Source organism: Mesorhizobium sp. STM 4661, from assembly GCF_000359125.1.
In the GTDB taxonomy this organism is placed as follows: domain Bacteria; phylum Pseudomonadota; class Alphaproteobacteria; order Rhizobiales; family Rhizobiaceae; genus Mesorhizobium.
The window spans coordinates 359363-378338 of record NZ_CAAF010000082.1; the positions used below are offsets into that span (position 1 = coordinate 359363).

The window sequence follows — 18976 nt, forward strand, 5'->3', positions numbered from 1 at the left end:
GCACGTCGAGTGTGAAAAATACGGGCCAGCCTCAAAGCTTCCAGCCCGAATGAAGCGCGGCGATGCCGCCGGAGTAGTTGCGGAACGAGGCGCGGTCGAAGCCGGCGCGCGAAATCATGTCAGCGAAATTCTGCTGATTGGGAAATTTGCGGATCGATTCGACCAGATAGGAATAGGGTTCGCCGTCGCCGGTGACGGCCTTGCCGATCCTGGGGATGGCATTGAACGACCAGGCTTCATAGGCCTTGTCGAGCAGCGGCATCTCGACTTCGGAAAATTCGAGGCAGAGAAAGCGGCCACCGGGCTTCAAGACGCGATAGGCTTCGGCAAGCGCGACATCGATGCGCGGCACGTTGCGGATGCCGAAGGCGATCGTGTAGGCGTCGAATGTGGTGTCGGGAAAAGGCAGTTCCTCGGCATTGGCCTCGACGAAATCGGTATTGTCGGACAGGCCCTTTTTCTCGGCCCGGTCGCGGCCGACGGCAAGCATCGAGCCGTTGATGTCGAGGACCGTGGCGTGGGCATGACCGTGGCTCGCCTCGACGATCCGGAAGGCGATGTCGCCGGTGCCACCGGCAACGTCGAGAACCTTCCAACCCGGTCGCTTCGGCGGATTGAGCCATGTCACCATGGCATCCTTCCACAGCCGGTGCAGCCCCGCCGACATCAGGTCGTTCATCAGGTCGTAGCGGTTGGCGACCTTGTGGAAAACGTCGTTGACAAGGGATTGCTTGTCGCCTGCCCCCACGCGCTTGAAACCATAGGAGGTTTCCATGCCGCCCGCGGCCGTGGTTCTCTCAACTGACATTATTTTGATCCGTCATAAAACCGGCGGGACCATAGCCGATCGATGGTGCGGGCGCTATTGTTTAAGGCGCGGTGTTCGGCCGCGCTTCCAGGTGGTGGGCTTATACGACCTGGACCGACCTGACGGGATGATTGAATGCCTTTGAAAGCGGAACTGCACTGCCACATCGAAGGGGCAGCGGCGCCCGAGCTCGTCATCCGCCAGGCACAGAAATATGGCAAGGACGCCTCACCCTACATCCAGGACGGCTCATTCGTCTGGCACGATTTTACCTCTTTCCTCGCCGCCTACGATTTCTCCTCCGACCTGTTCCGCACGGAAGAGGACTATGCGCGGCTGGCCGATCATTATCTGACCAGCCTGGCCCGCGACGGCGCCATCTATTCCGAAGTCTTCACTTCGCCCGATCACGCAACAAAGGCCGGACTGTCGCCCAAGGCCTATACGGACGCGCTTGGCGAAGGCATGGCCCGCGCCAAGGCCAAGACCGGCATAGAGGGCCGCATGATCGTCACCGGTGTGCGCCATATCGGCGTCGAGGCGATCGAGCAGGCGGCGCGTTTCGCCGCCCGCTGCGGCCATCCGCTGGTCACCGGCTTCGGCGTCGCCGGCGACGAGCGGATCGGCGACCTGGAGGACTATGTCAGGGCCTTCGAAATCGCCCGCGAGGCCGGCCTCGGCATCACCGTCCATGCCGGCGAACTGATGGGCTGGGAGAACGTCAAGGCGGCGCTCGACCACATCCGCCCCTCCCGCATCGGCCACGGCGTGCGCGCCATCGAAAACCCCGACCTTGTCCGGCGCATCGCAGACGAGGGCGTCGTGCTCGAATGCTGCCCCGGCTCCAACATCGCGCTGAAGGTCTTCGACAGTTTTGCCGACCATCCTTTTCCGGCGCTCAAGGCGGCGGGCTGCAAGGTGACCCTCAACTCCGACGACCCGCCCTATTTCTGGACGTCGCTGAAGCGCGAATACGACATCGCCGCCGAGCATTTTGCGATGAACGACAAGGCGCTCGCCGCCATCACCAGAACGGCAATAGAGGCCGCCTTCGTCGACAGGAAGACCAAGGCAATGCTGCTGAGCCGGCTCGACGTCAAGGGCAGGTGAATGGTGAATGGTGAATGGTGAATGGTGAATGGTGAATGGTGAATGGTGAATGGTGAATGGTGAATGGTGAATGGTGAATGGTGAACCCGGCGCTTCGGTCCGTCAACCGCGAATTTTTCCGCGCAACCAAGGACTCGCAAACCTATTCACTATTCACTATTCACCATTCACTATTCACCTGCGCAGCTAGGAGAACACCATGAAGGGCGTCACCGTCGTCGACCATCCGCTTGTCCAGCACAAGCTGACCATCATGCGCAAGAAGGAGACCTCGACGGCCGGCTTCCGGCGGTTGCTGCGCGAGATCTCGCTGCTTTTGGGTTACGAGGTCACTCGTAATCTCGAACTGACGACGACCACCATCGAAACGCCGATAGAGACGATGGAGGCGCCGACGCTGGAGGGCAAGAAGCTGGTCTTCGCCTCGGTGCTGCGCGCCGGCAACGGCCTGCTCGAAGGCCTGCTCGACCTGGTGCCGGCGGCGCGCGTCGCCCATATCGGCCTCTACCGCGACCACGAGACGCTGGAGGCGATAGAATATTTCTTCAAGGCGCCGGGCGATCTTGCCGACCGGCTGGTGATCGTCGTCGATCCGATGCTGGCCACCGCCAATTCGGCGATCGCGGCGATCGACAAGCTGAAAGGACGCGGCGCCACCAACATCCGCTTCCTCTGCCTGCTGGCGGCACCGGAGGGCATCGAGCGCTTCACCAAGGCGCATCCGGATGTTCCGGTCTTCACCGCCTCGATCGACCGTCAGCTCAACGAGAAAGGCTACATCATGCCTGGCCTCGGCGACGCCGGCGACCGCATGTACGGGACCAAGTAGCTGGCCGTTTACCGATCGTTTACGAAAAGGCACGGTTTCGGCACGCGTTAAAGCGGCAAATACCGTGTCCGCGCTAACATGGACGTTCCAGACAAACGGACAGAGCGGGATGCCTGGTCAATTTAAACCATCCCGCTCCAGGGGCTGATCCATGTTGCGCAGGCTTTTATTCCTTGGCGCGATTGTCGGGACATCGGTGTGGATCCCGATGCTCTATCAGTCCAATCCGAGGCTTATCGAAAGCCTGCTGAAGCCGGCGACTTCGACCGGGCCGGCTGCCGATGCACAGCCGAACCTGACCATGGCGGCAGTTCCAGAAAGGCCGGCGCAGCCGCTTGGCCGCAAGGTCGTCGTCGCGGCGGACGCGCGCGGGCATTTCACCTCGGCCTTCAAATTCAACGGCCGTCAGGTCGACGGCATGATCGATACCGGCGCGACATTCGTCGCCATCAACACCTCCACCGCGCGCCGGATCGGGATTTCGCTGAATGCCTCCGACTTCCGCCAAAAGGTCAACACCGCCAATGGCACGATCAACGCCGCCGTGGTGACGATCGATCGCCTGCAGATCGGCAAGATCGCGGTCGACGGCGTCCAGGCGTTGGTGCTGGACGACAAGGCGCTACGGATCAATCTGATCGGCATGAGCTTCTTGCAGCGGCTCGAAAAATACCAGGTCGAGAACGGCGCACTACTGCTCGTGCAATAGAGGCGGCTGTGTGGCAGAAGAACTATCCGCGCGGCAGGATCCGCCGGATGACAGATTTTTCCGCCGCCGGCTTCGAAGGCCCGGTCGTATAGGCCGAAAGCACGGCGGCCGCTGCCACCTCAGCATCTGCGGTATTGCGGGCATGGACCAGCGCCAGCGCTTCACCGGCCCGCACCTCCGCGCCGACCGGCAGCAGCCTGGTGATGCCGACCGCGTGGTCGATCCTGTCGTCCGGATGCTTGCGACCTCCGCCGAGGCCAACGACGGCAAGTCCGATGTCGCGGGTCGCGATCCCGGTGACAAAACCGTTTCCGGCCGCCTTGACCGCGAGTTCCACCGCCGCCCTCGGCAGGTATTTTTCCGGCTTTTCGACGAAGTCGGCCGGCCCGCCGAGCGCCGCCACCATGCGCCCGAAGACGGAAGCCGCGCGGCCGCCGGCAAGCGTCTCGGTGGCGCGGCGCATGCCGTCCTGGTTGGATGACACAAGGCCTGCCGACTGCAGCATATCCGAGGCCAGCGCCAGCGTCACGTCTTCCAGCCGACGGTCGCGAAAGCGGCCGGTGAGGAAGTCGACGGCATTGTGCACCTCGAGCGCGTTGCCCGCGGCTGACGCCAGCGGCTCGTTCATGCCGGTGACCAGCGCCGAGGCCTTCAACCCCGCACCGTTGGCGACTTCGACCAGGCTGTTCGCCAGTGCCGTCGCATCGCGCGACTTCTCCATGAAGGCGCCGTTGCCGACCTTCACGTCGAGCACCAGCGACTGCAGGCCGGCGGCCAGCTTCTTCGACAAGATCGAGGCGGTGATCAGCGGCACGGATTCGACCGTTCCCGTCACGTCGCGGATCGCATAGAGCCTGCGGTCGGCGGGCGCCAGATGCGCGGTCTGGCCGATGATGGCGCAGCCGGTTTCGAGCACTGCCTTGTGCAGGCGCGCCACATCGGGCTGGCTGACATAGCCGGGGATCGCATCCATCTTGTCCAGCGTGCCGCCGGTATGGCCGAGACCTCTGCCTGATATCATCGGCACATAGGCGCCGCAGGCGGCAACGATCGGCGCCAGCATCAGCGAGACATTGTCGCCGACGCCGCCCGTCGAATGCTTGTCGGTGACCGGACCGGGCAGATCCGACCAGTCGAGCACACCGCCGGAATCGCGCATGGCAAGCGTCAGCGCGACCGCCTCGTCGCGGCTCATGCCGTTGAAGAACACCGCCATGGCGAAGGCCGCGGCCTGGCCGTCCGAGACGGCACCCGATGTCAGGCCTTCGATGAAACCCGCGATCTCCTGCGCCGACAGCCTCTGGCCGTCACGCTTGCGGCGGATGATTTCCTGGGGAAGCATCAGCTCTCCGGCAACCCGTCCTGGAACACACGCTGGAGAATGGTCGCCAGCCGCGCGCCGCCGATCGGCGCCATGTCCTTGGTTTCCTGGTGTGACAGATCCGCCCCGGTCATCCCAGCGGCAAGGTTGGTGATGACCGAACAGGCGGCCACCCGCAGGCCGAGGAAGCGGGCGAGGATGACCTCCGGCACGGTCGACATGCCGACGGCGTTGGCGCCCATGATACGCGCCATGCGGATCTCGGCCGGCGTCTCGAAGCACGGCCCCGAGAACCACATATAGACGCCCTGGTGCAGCGCGGTAGCCGTCGCCGTCGCTGCCTTCTCGATCGCCTTGCGAATGCCGACATCATAGGCTTCGGTCAGGCCAACGAAACGGCGGTCGCTCGGTTCGCCGATCAGCGGATTGGAGCCCGAGAAATTGATGTGGTCGGTGATCAGCATCACCGAACCCGGCCCCATCGCCGGATCGACCGAGCCGGCGGCATTGGTGAGGATCAGCTTCGATATACCGATGCCGGCGAGCACCTCCAGCGCCGGCCGCATCGCGGCGGCATTGCCGTGCTCGTAATAGTGCGCGCGGCCGGACAGCATCAGCACCGGCGTACCGGCGAATAGCCCCGCCACCACCTCGCCGGCATGGCCACTGACGCCACTTCTGGGAAAGCCCTGCAAGTCGGCATAGGAAATGCGCACTGCATCCTCGACCTGGTCGACGAGGCCACCAAGACCCGAACCGAGCACCAGCGCGGTTGTCGGCGCCAGCCCGTCCAGCCTTTCGACGAGATGATCGAGTGCTTTTTCTGTCATTTCAGCCAGTTCTTCATTTTAAGACGTCGCCCTTGAAGCCGTAGGGCAGCATGTCGCCCATCGTCACGGTCTCGACGACGCCGGTATTGTCACAGAGATAAAGTTTGGTTTCGGGCTGGCAGAACTCGGCCAGCCGCTGGCGGCAGCCGCCGCAGGGCGAACATTTGGCCGTGCGCTCGGCAATGACGGCGATATCCGTGATCTTGCCGCCGCCGCCCATGATGTAATGGCCGAGCGCGGTGGTCTCGGCGCACCAGCCTTCCGGATAGGATGCGATCTCGACATTGGCGCCGGCAAAGACACGGCCGTCCTCGGTGCGAAGTGCCGCCCCCACCGGGAACTTCGAATAGGGCGCATAGGCCTTGGCCATGGCAGCCTTGGCCGCTTCGAACAGATCATGCGACATTCGGTTCTTCTCTCGGATGATCTTGTTCAAAACCCGGCGCTTCCTTTCCCGCGATGCCGATCCGCATTTTCAGGATCAGTTCAGCGTTCCTTGACATAGGGCACGCCGCCGGCGCGCGGCGGGATCGCCTTGCCGATGAAGCCGGCCAGCAGGATTACGGTCAGCACATAGGGCAGCGCCTGCATGAACTGCACCGGCACTTTGCCGATGACAGGCAGCGGCGTGCCTTGCAGGCGGATCGACAGCGCGTCGAGGAACCCGAACAGCAGGCAGGCGAACATGGCGTTGACCGGCTTCCATTTGGCGAAGATCAGCGCGGCCAGCGCGATATAGCCCTTGCCGGCGGTCATGTCCTTCACGAAGCCGCCATTTTGCACCATCGACAGATAGGCCCCGGCGATGCCGGTCAGCACGCCGGTGCAGATCAGCGCCCGGTAGCGCAGCCAGGCGACCGAGATACCGGCGGTGTCGACGGCCGCCGGATTCTCGCCGACGGCGCGCAACCTGAGGCCGAAGCGGGTGCGAAACAGCACCCACCAGGTGAACGGCACCATCAGGAAGGCGATATAGACCAGTATGGAGTGGCCGGAGATCAGCTCCGCATAGATCGGTCCGAGGATCGGCACGTCCCTCAGTGCATCGGCGCCAGGCCAGGTGATCGCCCCGAAGCGCTCGCCGGGTGCCAGCGCCGGCGTGCGCCCGCCTTGCTGGAACCAGTGCTGGCCGAGCATGATGGTCGATCCGGCGGCGATAAAATTGATCGCCACGCCGGAGACGATCTGGTTGCCGCGATGGGTGATCGAGGCAAAGCCATGGATCATGGCGAAGGCGACCGAGATCAGGATGGCCATGCCAAGGCCGAGAAGGGCCGAGTGGAAGACCGAGGCGGCGGCGGCACCTGCGAAGGCGCCGACCAGCATCTTGCCCTCGAGCCCGATGTCGAAGATGCCGGCGCGCTCCGAATAGAGGCCGGCGAGGCAGGCCAGCAGCAGCGGCACCGACAGGCGGATGGTCGAGTCCAGTATCTGGATGAAGGCGTTGAACAGGTCCATCTCAGGCCCCCTTCCCCTTGGCCGCTTCGATGCCGACCGATCTCGGGCTGATGGAGGCGAACAGCGCCTGGACATAAGGCCGGAACATGTGTTCGAGCGCGCCGGCGAACAGGATGACCAGGCCCTGGATGATGACGATCATGTCGCGCGAAATCGCCGGCATCTCGAAGGCGAGCTCGGCGCCGCCCTGGTAGAGCATGCCGAACAGGATCGCGGCGAGCACAATGCCGACCGGATGCAGGCGGCCCATCAGCGCCACCGCGATGCCGACGAAACCGGCGCCCGAGACGAAATCGAGCGCGACATTGTGCTGGTCGCCCATCGTCGGGTTGAGCGCCATCATGCCGGCCAGCGCGCCCGAGATCATCATGGCGATGATGATGATGCGGGTTTCCGAAATGCCGGCATAGCGTGCCGCCTTCGGGCTGTGGCCATAGGTGCGCATCTCGTAGCCGAGCCTGGTACGCCAGATCAGCAGCCAGACCAGGAAGGCCATGACCAGCGCCAGCAGGAAGGAGATGTTGAGCGGCGCCGAGCGGATCTTGGCGCCGAACAGCTCGATGACCCAGTTGAGCTTCGGTAATTGCGCGCCGTCGAGAAAGGTGCGCGTCTGCGGCGCCATCGAACTGGGCGGCTTCAAGAACCCGACCAGCGCATAGACCATGACGCTGGCGGCGATGAAATTGAACATGATTGTGGTGATGACGATATGCGAGCCGCGCTTGGCCTGCAGATAGGCCGGGATCAGCGCCCACAGCGCGCCCATCGCCGCCGCGGCGATGATTGCGATAGGGAAAGTCAGCCACCAGGGCAGCACGCTGTCGAACGCCAGGCAGACGATGCCGATGCCGAGGCCGGCGATATAGCCCTGGCCCTCGCCACCGATGTTGAACAGGCCGCAATGCGCCGCGACCGCCACCGAAAGCCCGCTGAAGATGAAGGTGGTGGCGTAGAAAAGCGTAAAGGCGATGCCTTGCCCCTTGCCGAAGGCGCCTTCGACCAGGATCACGGCCGCGCGGAACGGGTTCTCGCCGACCAGCATGACGACGAAACCGGCGACGACGAAGGCGACGGCGAGATTGATCACCGGGATCAGGCCGTAGTCGGCCCAGGCCGGCAGCTTGGCGTAGGGCGTGCTCATTCCGCGGCCTCCCGCTGCTCGACACCGGCCATCAGCAGGCCGAGCTCGCCTTCGGTCGCTTCCGGGCCGCGCTCGCCGACGATGCGGCCGGCGAACATCACCAGGATGCGGTCGGAAAGCGAACGGATCTCGTCCAGCTCGACCGACACCACCAGCACAGCCTTGCCCTGGTCGCGCATGGCGATCAGCCGCTTGTGGATGAATTCGATGGCACCGACATCGACGCCCCGCGTCGGCTGGCCGACGATCAGCACGCCCGGATCCTGCTCCATCTCCCGCGCCAGCACGATCTTCTGCTGGTTGCCGCCGGAGAAATTGGCGGTCTTCAGCCGGCAGTCGGCCGGGCGGATGTCGTATTTGGTGATCTTGTCCCTGGCGTCGTTGCGGATGGCATCGATGTCGAGGAACGGGCCCTTCAGGTAGCGTGGATCGTCGTGATAGCCGAGGATCGAATTCTCGTTCTCCTCGAAGGCCAGCACCAGCCCGACATGGTGGCGATCCTCCGGCACATGGGCGAGCCCACGGTCGCGCAACTCGCCGGGATCGGCTGCCCCGGTGAGGTCGATCGGCTTGCCGTCAAGCATGACGGAACCGGAGACGGCGCGCCTGATGCCGGAAATCGCCTCAAGCAGTTCGGATTGCCCGTTGCCGGCGACACCGGCGATGCCGACGATCTCGCCGGCGCGGATGTCGAAGGAGATGTCGTCGACCATGGTGACGCCGCGCGAATCCTTCACTGTCAGGTTCTTGACCGCAAGCTTGACGCCGCCGGCTTCCGCCTCGCCCTTCTCGACCCTCAGCAGCACCCGCCGTCCGACCATCAGCTCGGCCAGTTCCTCGACCGTGGTCTTCCTGGTTTCGCGCGTCGCCACCATCGTGCCTTGGCGCATGACCGAGACCGTGTCGGTGATCGCCATGATCTCGCGCAGCTTGTGGGTGATCAGAACCACCGTCTTGCCCTGCTCCTTCAACTGCTTGAGGATGCGGAACAGATGGTCGGCCTCGGCCGGCGTCAGCACGCCCGTCGGCTCGTCGAGGATCAGGATCTCGGCGCCGCGATAGAGCGCCTTCAGGATCTCGACACGCTGCTGCAGGCCGACCGGCAACTCCTCGATGATCGCATCGGGATCGACTTCCAGCCCGTATTCGCGTTCGAGCCGTTCGAGTTCGGAGCGCGCCTTGGCGATGCTCTTCGTCAACAGCGCATCGCTTTCGGCGCCGAGAATGACGTTTTCCAGCACCGTGAAATTGTCGACCAGCATGAAATGCTGATGCACCATGCCGATGCCTAGCGCGATCGCGTCGTTGGGCGTCTTGATCGAGGCAGGCTTGCCGCCGACGCGGATTTCGCCGCTGTCGGCCTGGTAGAAACCATAGAGGATCGACATCAACGTCGACTTGCCGGCGCCGTTCTCGCCGACAATGCCGTGTATGGTGCCGCGCACGATCTCCAGGTTGATGTCGCGGTTGGCGCGAACGGCGCCGAAACTCTTGTTGATGCCGATCAGCTCGATCGCGGCTTGCGCCATGCAGCCAGTCCCACTCTTATTTTTTTATCGCTTGGTCAAAATGCCTAGCATGACGCCCCGCCTGTGCCAATTGGCCGGTACGGCATCCACTCTCGACAAATCCCGGCGCGCTTGTCAATTTCGAACGTGGCCGCAGCCTTCACATTCGCTCTCGCATCGGCCCGAAAATCGGATTCGATTTCCGGAAAGCACGATGCGAAGATTAAGAGTCTTAGAGCGTACTTTGTGCGTCCAGGTGGACGCACGTCGCTCTAATGTGGCACTTTGCAAGTCCAAGGATTTTCAAATGATCATGCCCGCCGACCGGCTGACGACGCTGGAAATCCGCGCCGCCGAGCACGAGAAGACCATCGAGGAATTGTCCGGCCAGATCGCCGAGCAATGGAAGGTGATCGAGCGTATGCAGCGCAAGCTCGACGCGCTGACTGATCGCTTCCTGGCGCTGGAGGAACAGGCTGCTCCCGACGTCCCGGTGACCAAGCCGCCGCATTGGTAGAGGAGGAGCAACGGCCATGGCCGATGAGAATGGCCGCAGCGGCCATGACAAGGCAAAACCGCCGGTGATCGACAGCTTGCGGCAGCCGCCCCATGGCATCGGCCTGCACACACCAGGCGGTCGGCGTGGATTTGCCATCGCCATTGGACTGATTGCAGCCTTCGCGCTGGGCTATGTGGCGGCGTTGTGGTCCGGTGCCGTAGTTGTCGCGCTGCCATGAGCGCGGCTCAGGGGCAGGCAGCGACATTAGAGTGGGTCCACCTGGCCGGGGAATGGATAAAGTAAAACCGCCGGGTTCACCCGGCGGCTTCGATCGTATCCGCGGTGCCGCGATCAATAAGGGCAGGCGTTGTCCGACATGTAGTCGTGCACCTTGATGGTGCCGGCGATGATGTCGGCCTTGGCCTTTTCGACCGCCGCCTTCATCGCATCGTCGACAAGCGCCTTGTTGTTGTCGTCCATGGCGTAGTCGACGCCGCCTTCCTTGAGGCCGAGATCGTTGATGCCGGCGGTGAACTTGCCGTCCTTGGCGTCCATGAAGGTGCTGTAGACGGCAACGTCGACGCGCTTGACCATCGAGGTCAGCACCTTGCCGGGCTGCAGGCCGTTCTGGTTGGAATCGACGCCGATGCCGAGCTTGCCGGCGTCGGCCGCTGCCTGCAGCACGCCGACACCGGTGCCGCCGGCCGCCGCGTAGACCACGTCGGCGCCCTGGTCGATCTGCGTCTTGGCGATTTCGCCGCCCTTGGCCGGATCGTTCCAGGCCGCCGGCGTGTCACCGGTCATGTTCTGGAAGACGTCGGTCGCACCGGCCGCCTTGGCGCCGCCGACATAGCCGCAGCCGAACCTGCGGATCAGCGGAATGTCCATGCCGCCGATGAAGCCAACCTTCTTCGACTTGGAGGCCATCGCCGCCATCACGCCGACGAGATAGGAGCCTTCCTGCTCCTTGTAGACGAGGGAGCGGACATTGGGCTTGTCGACGACCATGTCGATGATGGCGAATTTGGTATCAGGGAACTCGGTGGCGATCTTGTCCAGCGCATCCGACCAGGAAAAGCCCGCCATGACGATAGGATTGCGGCCATCCTCGGCGAAACGGCGCAGCGCCTGCTCGCGCTGGGTGGCGTTGGAGACCTCGAATTCCACATAGGGGATGCCGGTCTCGGTCTTGAACTTTTCGGCGCCGTTGTAGGACGCCTCGTTGAACGACTTGTCGAACTTGCCGCCGAGATCATAGAGAATCGCGGGCTGGATGTCCGCGGCGAAAGCCGGAAGAACCATTGCAGCTGCGGCCAGGAGGCCGAGAACGATACGTTTCATGTGATCCACACCCTGTCGGTTATTTTTTCCGTTACGCACCGCCTGCCTGCCCGGTTCTCCGGCAGGCATGCGGCATCAGGCAGGAGTGTCATCCTCCCGCTTGGGGCCAATCTGGCACGGCCCGAAACAAAATTCACGTGGAATTTTGACCCTTTGGAAAAGCGTGGCGCCGCACATCGACGCCACGACACATTCCATTCGCCAGAGGCCTCAGGCTTTCGCCAAAGCCATCAGGCGGAGACGGCAGCCGGGATGGCGCAAGTGACGCCGGTGCCCTGCAGGTTGCAATAGCCATAGGGATTCTTCGCCAGATATTGCTGGTGATCCTCCTCGGCGAAGTAGAACTCGGGTGCCGGCGCGATCTCGGTGGTGATCTTGCCGCGGCCGGCGCCGCGCAAGGAGGCCTCGTAGGCATCGCGCGAAGCTATCGCCGCCTGGTACTGCGCGTCGCCAAAGGTGTAGATCGCCGAACGGTAGGTGGTGCCGACATCATTGCCCTGGCGCATGCCTTGCGTCGGGTCGTGGCTCTCCCAGAACAGCTTCAGCAGCTCCGCATAGGAAACGATCTTCGGGTCATGGACGACCAGCACGACTTCGGCATGGCCGGTAAGGCCGGTGCAGGTTTCCTGGTAGGTCGGGTTCGGGGTGACGCCGCCGGCATAGCCGACCGCCGTGACCCATACGCCCTCGACCTGCCAGAACATCCGCTCTGCGCCCCAGAAGCAGCCCAGCCCGAACATCGCCGTCTCCAGCCCCTCGGGATAAGGCCCCTTGAGCGGCTTTTTCGAGACAAAATGCCTGGATGCCGTCGGGATCGCCTTGGCGCGGCCCGGCAGAGCCTCGGCAGCCTTCGGCAGATTGAGCTTCTTGTTCAGCACGTCGCTGAGAAAAAACATTAAGCAGTCTCCCTTCTCTTTATTTGGGATTTCTCTTCGTTTGGGGGCGCCGGAAAGGTCATTACGCTGGCGCAAACCGCCCGGTCGTCCGCTCTCGCCTGTAGCCGATCATATAGAGAATGAAGGCGAACACCGCGAACACGGCAAAGCCTGGCTGGTTGAGCACAAAGGCGATGACGCCGTCCCACAGCAGCGACCCGGCCTTGTCGCGGACGAAGCTTTCGAAGGCGCTTCGCGTATCGGGCGAGGCGGCGAGCCAGCTGGTGTTAAGCGGGGTCAGCACAAGCGCGGAGGCCGCCACCGATCGGGTTGTATCGAGCACTGCCATGATGACGGAAACCGAAAGCGCCACCATCGCCGCAAGACGGAAAAGAAAGCGGAGCATCCAGACCTTCCCTCCCCAGGGACCTTTGCCAGATTTGTCTGTTTCGCACTCAGAGATAGTGCGCGCGCGCATTATTCGCAATCGCGACACGCGAAATTGAAGCTTCTGATCAATCAGCGTTCATGGAGCCTGCCGCGCATCGCGGGCGCGCAGCCTCGACGGCGTGGCAAAACCACCTTTGCCCGGCAAAGCGAATAGCGCGCCGTTATGGCTTGGCATTCGACGCCGGATCGACTAGATGAGCCCCGCGCCTGTTGCTTTGATGGCTTGAGCGCGAAGGGCATGTCGTTGGTTGACGGCGCCCACGGTACGGATATTCCGGACCGGATTTCCAGGGGAGTTGCATGTTCCCCAACCCGCGCGGCGAAACCGGCCGATGCGACATGCCAAGACGGAGAGGTGGCCGAGTGGTTGAAGGCGCACGCCTGGAAAGTGTGTTTACGGGAGACCGTAACGCGGGTTCGAATCCCGCTCTCTCCGCCATAATTCCAAAGACCAAATAAATATTGCAAAATCAGTCGGATAGCGCCGGCACAACGAAGCGTTGTGTCCCAGCGTTGTGTCCCAACTGCTGGGAAATTATGCCGAGTCGTCATATGGAAAGTATTTAAGATAGTCGGGGCCGCTGTTAGTGCTGCCAGTCCGAACGTAAGTCACCTCTTCGCCGCTCCCGCCAGCCCACATTAGGTCGATCGTTTTGCATTGAGGCTCATTAAGGAAATTGATGCGGCGCGGCTGTCTAATTCCCCATCTCATTTGCCCGGAATAATCCCCGCCAGGAATACCAAAGCAAAGATTAACGTGCAGACCGAAGAAATAGAACTTGACGGCCTTTATTTCTCGGGTTTCTGGATGCACTTTCGTTTCGAAAGATAGCCCATCTGATACAGTCACTGGCCCAAATCCTAACGGAAAGTATGCACCCCAAAAGGCGGGCCACGCTCCTCCAACTAGTATCTCTTTCCACTCGCGGGGTATGAAACCGTTATTAAAGTGTCCGCAAGCCGCCAGGCCACAAAACACTTTGAGCATCCACCTTTCAAAGGTAGGGCCATGCACATAGGTTATTGCTGACACCTTAGCCGGCACTTTGTCTATGCTATTCAGAACCCGCATTAATCGACCGGCCTGCGTATCCATTGGTTTCAGAGACTTATTGTGGTGCTGGCAAAGGATGGGTGCGGCAAGAGACGAAAGTCCTATGGCCTGCATTGTTGAAGGGGGCTGCCACGGCAGCCCACCAATCTTAACTGCTTTGCCTGTACTGCCAAATTCAAGAATGTTACGTGATATATAGTGCTCCCGACTGATGCCGCCGGCACACGAGCCATATCCCTCAAGGTAGCACTTTCCACTGGCCATAGAGTAGTTCCTCTCATGTTCCAGACCACCGGGCATCAAGGGTTCAAGGCGAATAGGGCTCCGCTCACTCCGATGCCAACTTCACAGGCTGGAAGGGCCAATACGCTCCAGCACCCTCATTACCTGAGTCGCGGACCACTTACCTCCCCGTGAGGTCTTGGCTCCCATGTCGTTCATGGTTGTGCCTGTAAAAAGACATTGATTGTGTCTCCGCCGCTGGATTTGGCGAGGAGGACATCGGGGCTAGGTCCCGGTAAGCCCGCGCCATTGGACCACCTGAGGTGGGCACGGGGGGAAGTCCGCCCGCTGTCGCGTAAATTGGAGCGCTCGGGTGATCGACCCCTTGCGGCGGGTCCGGTGTTGAACCGTCTTGCGGCACAGGAGGATCAAACAACCATGTGGTGGAATGATACAATTCCCGCAACAAGGATGAGTCGCCATGGTGACGGACGACATTGCCAGCCTCAAGAGGACCGTGAAGGGTGCTCTAATCCTTCCGGCCCCAGGTGTTGTATCTAGTGTTGATCTGGTCGCCATGCCAGAGGATCAGTGGCGGGCACTGAGGAACCGAATATCGGACGGGCACAACGGTGACCCAAATGGCCTAGAGGCCCAGTGCATGTTTCCGGGATGTGGCGGGCACGTCTATGTCTCCGAGAGGGCGAAAGGGAAAGGGCGTAGGCGATATCCCTACTTCGCTCATCGGCAAGGCGAGGGTCTCGGGTGTCCCTGGCATCCCCGCTCCAAGCTGACGGCAGATGAGGCCCGCGCGGCACAGTATCAAGGCAACCAGGTGTCGGCGGCCCATGAGTTCATCTGCGCTGAGCTAGACCGTTTGGTAAGGCGAGATGTGCGGTTCCAGGCGGTGGAGATCGACAGGACCTATGTGGCCGGAGACCAGGGGCAGCGGGGTCGCTATCCTGATGTCCGTTTCAGGTGGGAAGGCTTCCCGGAGTGTGTCTGCGAGGTCCAGCTCTCCAACACGTTCCAGCCTGAAATCTCCGAACGAGGTATCTTCTATGAGGGCAAGGGGATGCCGCTCATCTGGGTACTGCACGGCGTGGAGCCCCGTCTGGACAACCTCCCGTCCTCGTTCCGGGATGTCATCCTGAGACACAAGAACAATGCCTTTGCACTGGACCGGGAGGCTATCGCTGCATCTGAAAGCGAAAACACATTGATACTGAAGTGCTTCCTTCTCGACAAAGGCAGGTCGGTGGTGGAGACCCATTTGGTCCGGTTCGATGCGCTGAGGTTTCCGAATAGGGGTCTTCCGTATTTCCGCAACATGCTCCTGCCGGACATTGGGTCCTTTCGCGCCCGGAGGCTGCCCTGGATCGATGCCTTGAAGGCGCTGAAGGAGGCGACGGACGGCAACTGGTATACGAGCAATATGGCATTGCCTCAGGTCGTTCGGGCGTTCGACACGTTGCCTAGGCCTATGGCAGATGCTGAGGATCGCTATGATTTCGCCCGGCTGGTCGCAATGACCATGACGCTCCTTAGTGAAGCAGGCGGGCGCTACCAGGACCTCGTTTATCGCCAGATGCCGAACGCCACTGCGGCCCTCAACACCTTCCTCTCACGCGGAGGTCCCCAGCAGGCATGTGCTGAGGCAATCCGAACGCTTGTCGATAGGTCAGCTCTTGCGAACAAGCTCAAGCCGACAGTGCGGGAACACATCATGCGGGCGATATCCCTAGAGCCGGAACAGGTGCGCCCCCGGCATCCGTTCTATGATGCGCTGTCCTGGTTGGTTCCTGAGGTATTCGATGATGTCGTGCGCGAGGAGTTGGAGCTGGGCGAGGCTCTTCCGGGGTGGGCCTCAGTGCGCTCTCTGTAGTGGACCGAAGCGTCATCCCTCCGCCCAATTACTACCTCATGCCATCCCCCACGGGGCTCTGGGACCTTCTGCGGTGAGACCCCAAAAGCCTCTGGCGCGGGAGGAGACTGCATCATGGGCGGCCTGCGGTGGCATGGAGCGGGAGAGTTCCGTTTGAGGAGTGACTGGGTGGAGTACCTCATTGGGGGATTGGCTTCCCCTTCCTCTCCACCGGGCGGAGCTACCGCCAGTCTGCCGGTACTCAAGGCAGTCACTTTGAGCACTACAGCAAGGGCGATGCACCCTAGAGCCATCATGACGTTGTCGAACCTCTGCGTGAACATCGCCGCTGCAAAGAAGGCGACCGCCCGCAGGGTTTCAGTGCCGGTGTTGACGAGGTCATGCCGGACCGGCGTCGGAAGGACCAGGACGCTGCCAGGCCCGACCGGATGGGTGGTGCCATCCTCCATGTGCAGCTCGCCGGTGCCGGCAATGATATATTGCGTCTCCTCGGTGGCATCGCTGTGCCAGCCGAGCCGCTTGCCGGGCTCGATCTCGTAGACGATTATCGAGGACTGGGTCGTGCCGTGTCCGCCGTAAACCGCGAAAGCGCCAGCCCAGTTGACCGATGGGTCGTCTTCCGCCCAGACTGTAGTCCGTTCGAGCTTGTCGGATGCGACGACTGGGGTCATGGTTTCGTTCCCTTTCAGCGACTGGGGAACACCGAGCTTAGGCGATTTTTTTGGTCCGCGTCATCAAAAGCGGCTCCGCTCCAGGCGCCTGAAGGGCCTGCCGCAAGCCCGGACAACCCTCGGCACGCCGGAAACACGCCTGGCATAGGAGATAAAACTTGAACCGGCGCATCCTTGTCATCAATCCCAACAGCAACGAAGCCTTTACCGCCGCCATGGACCGCAGCGTTGAACGGCTGAGATTTGCCGGAGGACCCGAGATCGACTGCCGTACGCTCGCCGAGGGTCCATTCGGCATCGAAACGGCGCGGCAATCCCAGGAGTTGATTCCTTCTCTTTACCGGCTCATCGAGCGTGAGAAGGACAATTGTGACGCATTCATCATTGCCTGCTTCAGTGATCCTGGCGTTGTCGGAGCGCGTGAATTTTCGGCCAGGGCTGTCATCGGGCTGTGCGAGGCCGGAGTGGCCTCGGCCCTGAGCTTTGGCGAGCGCTATGGCATCCTCACCAACCTCGACGACGATATCAATGGTGAGCTTCGCCTGTTGAGAACTCTGGGATTGGAAGCAAGGCTGGCCGGCATCGAGGCGGTCGGCATAAAGGTTCCGGATCTTGTGGACACCCCTGAGGTCCTTGAAGCGTTGCTCGCTGGCGCGCGTCGCCTGGAACAGCGCGGCGCGCGCGTGATCGTGCTGGGCTGCGCCGGGATGACGCCCTTCGCCCAGCGTCTGCGACAAGAGACAGGTCTTTGGATCATCGATCCCCTGATGTCCGCTGTCGGATTGGCGACGGCAACCGTATAGCCGCGTCGCGCCGGATAGGTTTCCGCCACTGCCCTGTATGGGTCCTGGAGATCGGAGCCGGCCTTCCTTACCCCGCCAGGTCGACATGATGCGCTCCGTGCGGCAGCGTCACGCGGCCGATCCGTTCGAGCGATGGCCGATCGCCCTTCACCACGCGGAAGATCTCGAGCCCGGCGCCGGCCTCCGGTCCCGCCCCCTCATGTCCCTGGAACACGGTGGCGAGGAAGTGGTCGCCGGTCCGATCGAAGACGCCGCCCTCAGGCAGCGAACCCTCGAAGGGATAGTCGGCGATCCTGGCGAGATCGCCGGTGACCGGATCGAAGCTCAAAAGTGTGACACTGGCGTCGCGCTGGAAGCGGGTGGATTCAGGCAGGAACGCCGTGCCGCGCATATTGACTGTCGCCACAAGCCGGCCATCCGGGCTGACTGCGATGCCTTCGGCTGAGAGGCCGGTCTCGGCCCCGGCGACAACGTCATGGCGCGCGGCATCGGCCGATGCCTCCGGATCGGCCAGCCGCACGACGCTGATCGTCGAGGGCGTGCGCGGAATGCGGCCCTCGATGTCGGTAGCGGCGAAATCCCGGCCCCAATTGGAGGTCAGGTAGTGGCGCCCGTCCGGCGTGAAGCGCCCGACGAAGGGGTCGGCGCCGACATCGACGATATTGCCCCACAGCCGCAAGCCTGGCGCGCCATTGTCGTCGGTCACTTCGAAGAAGGCGACGCGGTTCTGGGTGTTGACGTTGACCGCCAGCAGCCGGCCACCCGGATGCCAATGAACATTGGTCGCGGTCACGCCGCCGCGTGGCGTCGACGCCGATCCGGTGACGCCGAGTTCGGCAAGGTTGAACCGGGCGACGGGGCCGAAGCGACCGTCGCGATAGCCGACGATCTGGACGAAACTTGCCTCTGATGTGTTGGACACCACGGCAATTCGGCGTCCATCCGGACTGACAGACAGGCTCTCGGGGAAAGCGGCGATCTCCGCCGTGTCCGCCAGGCGAGGTGCGGCAGCGTCGGAAAGATCGACCGCGAACAGGCGTCGCCCTGGCGGCAGGTCCTTGATGGTGTCGCCCGCCGCAGGGCGCTCGCCCAGCCTTTCCGTGACGAAGGCGGTTTGTCCATCTTCGGTCAATTGCAGGATTTCCGGCGCCGCGGTCACGGAATTGGATATTGGGATGGTTCCTGTCACGACCTTGCCGTCGACGATGGACAGGACCGTAAGCGTATCGCGATAGCCCGCCTGGCGCGGCGCAAGCCTGCCCGTGGCGTAGGTCTGGGCGACGAAATCGCCATCGGAGATAACTGCTATCCGGTTCGCTGAGATTCGGCCGACAAGATCCGGCTGTGCGGCCACGACCGACGGCACGCCGATGCTCAGCGCGATGGCGAGCACGGAAGGGATGGCTCTGATCATGATCTTGTTCCTTTTGCTTTGCTGATGCTGGTTCCGCCGAACCCCCTT

The 18976-nt window shown here is 62.4% G+C and carries 20 protein-coding genes and 1 tRNA gene; 8 read left to right on the top strand and 13 right to left on the bottom strand.

The features are described 5' to 3' along the window. Nucleotides 1–31: 31 nt before the first annotated feature. The gene (ubiE, locus tag MESS4_RS29050; RefSeq protein WP_006339057.1) at nt 32–808 is read right to left on the bottom strand and encodes a bifunctional demethylmenaquinone methyltransferase/2-methoxy-6-polyprenyl-1,4-benzoquinol methylase UbiE; all 777 of its coding nucleotides are present in this window, start codon (nt 806–808) and stop codon (nt 32–34) included. Nucleotides 809–943: 135 nt separating this feature from the next. Between ubiE and MESS4_RS29055 the strand changes: the two genes are divergently transcribed. The 3 genes from MESS4_RS29055 (at nt 944) to MESS4_RS29065 (ending at nt 3456) form a co-directional block, all read left to right on the top strand. Continuing rightward, complete coding sequence (locus MESS4_RS29055) at nt 944–1918, top strand: adenosine deaminase (protein ID WP_006339061.1); 975 nt, start codon at nt 944–946, stop codon at nt 1916–1918. Nucleotides 1919–2117: 199 nt separating this feature from the next. Then, nucleotides 2118–2747, top strand: coding sequence for a uracil phosphoribosyltransferase (gene upp, locus MESS4_RS29060; protein ID WP_006339064.1), 630 nt, complete (start codon nt 2118–2120; stop codon nt 2745–2747). Nucleotides 2748–2898: 151 nt separating this feature from the next. After that, a complete protein-coding gene (locus tag MESS4_RS29065; protein WP_006339066.1) occupies nt 2899–3456 on the top strand; it encodes a TIGR02281 family clan AA aspartic protease in 558 nt (185 codons plus the stop codon). 22 nt (nt 3457–3478) lie between these two features. Here the strand turns inward: MESS4_RS29065 and deoA are convergent, their stop codons facing one another. From deoA to MESS4_RS29095, 6 genes are all read right to left on the bottom strand, one after another. Beyond that, nucleotides 3479–4798, bottom strand: a complete 1320-nt coding sequence (gene deoA / locus MESS4_RS29070; protein WP_006339067.1) for a thymidine phosphorylase — start codon at nt 4796–4798, stop codon at nt 3479–3481. Then, complete coding sequence (locus tag MESS4_RS29075) at nt 4798–5607, bottom strand: purine-nucleoside phosphorylase (RefSeq protein ID WP_006339068.1); 810 nt, start codon at nt 5605–5607, stop codon at nt 4798–4800. The genes deoA and MESS4_RS29075 overlap by 1 nt, the downstream gene beginning before the upstream one ends. 13 nt (nt 5608–5620) lie before the next feature. Next, on the bottom strand, nt 5621–6013 hold the full coding sequence (gene cdd / locus MESS4_RS29080; protein WP_006339069.1) for a cytidine deaminase: 393 nt from the start codon (nt 6011–6013) through the stop codon (nt 5621–5623). 80 nt (nt 6014–6093) lie between these two features. Beyond that, a complete protein-coding gene (locus MESS4_RS29085; RefSeq protein WP_006339070.1) occupies nt 6094–7065 on the bottom strand; it encodes an ABC transporter permease in 972 nt (323 codons plus the stop codon). A gap of 1 nt (nt 7066) precedes the next feature. Then, nucleotides 7067–8206 (bottom strand): ABC transporter permease, encoded by a 1140-nt coding sequence (locus tag MESS4_RS29090; protein ID WP_006339072.1) that lies wholly within the window; start codon nt 8204–8206, stop codon nt 7067–7069. Beyond that, entirely contained in the window at nt 8203–9735 is a 1533-nt protein-coding gene (locus MESS4_RS29095; RefSeq protein ID WP_006339074.1) for an ABC transporter ATP-binding protein, read from the bottom strand. Before MESS4_RS29095 ends, MESS4_RS29090 begins: the two co-directional genes overlap by 4 nt. A gap of 289 nt (nt 9736–10024) precedes the next feature. Between MESS4_RS29095 and MESS4_RS29100 the strand changes: the two genes are divergently transcribed. Then, complete coding sequence (locus MESS4_RS29100) at nt 10025–10231, top strand: SlyX family protein (protein ID WP_198292816.1); 207 nt, start codon at nt 10025–10027, stop codon at nt 10229–10231. A 16-nt stretch (nt 10232–10247) separates the two neighbouring features. Next, a complete protein-coding gene (locus tag MESS4_RS29105; protein WP_006339079.1) occupies nt 10248–10451 on the top strand; it encodes a hypothetical protein in 204 nt (67 codons plus the stop codon). A gap of 113 nt (nt 10452–10564) precedes the next feature. On the opposite strand, the gene MESS4_RS29110 is transcribed toward MESS4_RS29105, so the two are convergent. The 3 genes from MESS4_RS29110 to MESS4_RS29120 all read right to left on the bottom strand — a co-directional run bounded on the left by MESS4_RS29110 (nt 10565) and on the right by MESS4_RS29120 (nt 12835). Then, nucleotides 10565–11554, bottom strand: a complete 990-nt coding sequence (locus MESS4_RS29110) for a BMP family ABC transporter substrate-binding protein (RefSeq protein ID WP_006339081.1) — start codon at nt 11552–11554, stop codon at nt 10565–10567. Between the two features lie 230 nt (nt 11555–11784). Further along, a complete protein-coding gene (gene msrA, locus MESS4_RS29115; RefSeq protein WP_006339083.1) occupies nt 11785–12450 on the bottom strand; it encodes a peptide-methionine (S)-S-oxide reductase MsrA in 666 nt (221 codons plus the stop codon). Between the two features lie 61 nt (nt 12451–12511). Beyond that, on the bottom strand, nt 12512–12835 hold the full coding sequence (locus MESS4_RS29120; RefSeq protein ID WP_006339085.1) for a hypothetical protein: 324 nt from the start codon (nt 12833–12835) through the stop codon (nt 12512–12514). A 393-nt stretch (nt 12836–13228) separates the two neighbouring features. On the opposite strand from MESS4_RS29120, the gene MESS4_RS29125 reads away from it, so the two are divergent. Beyond that, nucleotides 13229–13318: transfer RNA gene (locus MESS4_RS29125), tRNA-Ser, on the top strand. A 96-nt stretch (nt 13319–13414) separates the two neighbouring features. Here MESS4_RS29125 and MESS4_RS33825 read toward each other — a convergent pair. Then, nucleotides 13415–14197 carry a hypothetical protein gene (locus MESS4_RS33825; protein ID WP_157385698.1) on the bottom strand — a complete coding sequence of 261 codons (783 nt, stop codon included), beginning with the start codon at nt 14195–14197 and terminating at the stop codon, nt 13415–13417. 439 nt (nt 14198–14636) lie between these two features. Here MESS4_RS33825 and MESS4_RS29130 point away from each other — a divergent pair, with 439 nt between their 5' ends. Further along, entirely contained in the window at nt 14637–16040 is a 1404-nt protein-coding gene (locus MESS4_RS29130) for a hypothetical protein (RefSeq protein WP_006339089.1), read from the top strand. Here the strand turns inward: MESS4_RS29130 and MESS4_RS34860 are convergent. Further along, nucleotides 15932–16711, bottom strand: a complete 780-nt coding sequence (locus MESS4_RS34860) for a cupin domain-containing protein (RefSeq protein WP_006339092.1) — start codon at nt 16709–16711, stop codon at nt 15932–15934. The genes MESS4_RS29130 and MESS4_RS34860 overlap by 109 nt on opposite strands. 158 nt (nt 16712–16869) lie before the next feature. Between MESS4_RS34860 and MESS4_RS29135 the strand changes: the two genes are divergently transcribed. After that, complete coding sequence (locus MESS4_RS29135) at nt 16870–17514, top strand: aspartate/glutamate racemase family protein (RefSeq protein ID WP_006339093.1); 645 nt, start codon at nt 16870–16872, stop codon at nt 17512–17514. A 67-nt stretch (nt 17515–17581) separates the two neighbouring features. On the opposite strand, the gene MESS4_RS29140 is transcribed toward MESS4_RS29135, so the two are convergent. Beyond that, the gene (locus MESS4_RS29140) at nt 17582–18928 is read right to left on the bottom strand and encodes a PD40 domain-containing protein (RefSeq protein WP_006339094.1); all 1347 of its coding nucleotides are present in this window, start codon (nt 18926–18928) and stop codon (nt 17582–17584) included. Nucleotides 18929–18976: the final 48 nt, after the last annotated feature.